4 tRNA genes are annotated in these 875 nt (G+C 49.8%); all 4 read left to right on the plus strand.

The features are described 5' to 3' along the window. Nucleotides 1–221 precede the first annotated feature (221 nt). The 4 genes from I656_RS0116465 to I656_RS0116480 all read left to right on the plus strand — a co-directional run bounded on the left by I656_RS0116465 (nt 222) and on the right by I656_RS0116480 (nt 562). Nucleotides 222–296: transfer RNA gene (locus I656_RS0116465), tRNA-Asn, on the plus strand. A 4-nt stretch (nt 297–300) separates the two neighbouring features. After that, nucleotides 301–391 (plus strand) — tRNA-Ser (locus I656_RS0116470). Between the two features lie 14 nt (nt 392–405). Further along, a tRNA-Glu gene (locus I656_RS0116475) sits at nt 406–477 on the plus strand. A 9-nt stretch (nt 478–486) separates the two neighbouring features. Next, nucleotides 487–562 (plus strand) — tRNA-Val (locus I656_RS0116480). The last annotated feature ends 313 nt before the right edge of the window (nt 563–875 follow it).

Here is an 875-nt window from a genome sequence, read left to right on the forward strand (position 1 = left end):
ACGGTTATCTAGTTTTGAAGGAATGAAAAAACTCTTGACAGCTCAGCGCGAATCATTATAATAGTAAATGTCTAAAGAGATGTCATTTCGCAGCAGCTCAGTGACGAGCATTTGCATCATCGGATGAACTGCGAGTTGCCTCGACGCATCCAGCTTCTTTGAATCGGCTGGCAGAGGAAGAGGCAGGACATCTTGTTGGGAGAATTGACCGTCGTTATGATTCCGCAGTAGCTCAGTGGTAGAGCAATCGGCTGTTAACCGATTGGTCGCAGGTTCGAATCCTGCCTGCGGAGCCATCGTGGAGAGCTGTCCGAGTGGTCGAAGGAGCACGATTGGAAATCGTGTAGGCGTGAATAGCGCCTCAAGGGTTCGAATCCCTTGCTCTCCGCCATGATCCATCAGCATGGCCCGTTGGTCAAGTGGTTAAGACACCGCCCTTTCACGGCGGTAACACGGGTTCGAATCCCGTACGGGTCACTTCTTTGTGGAGGATTAGCTCAGCTGGGAGAGCACTTGCCTTACAAGCAAGGGGTCGGCGGTTCGATCCCGTCATCCTCCACCATCTTAATATAAAAGCTGACTTGCTTTCTCATTCATCGCGAGTTGTCCCGACGCATCCAGCATCTTTGAATCAACTTGTAGAGGAAGAGGCAACGGACAACAACACCAAAAGCATTGTGAATATCAACTTACTTTCTTATCATCGCGGGGTGGGGCAACGAGCCTTTGCTTCATCGAATCCGCTTCGAGTTGCCTCGACGCACCGAGCATCTTTGAATCAGCTGGCAGAGGAAGAGGCAATAAATATTTAAACCGATACTCAGTGTATGATCGAAATAAGTTCATTTTCTATCGTCGCGGGGTGGAGCAGTCCG

Origin of the sequence: Geobacillus sp. WSUCF1, from assembly GCF_000422025.1 — a bacterium.
Taxonomy (GTDB): domain Bacteria; phylum Bacillota; class Bacilli; order Bacillales; family Anoxybacillaceae; genus Geobacillus; species Geobacillus zalihae.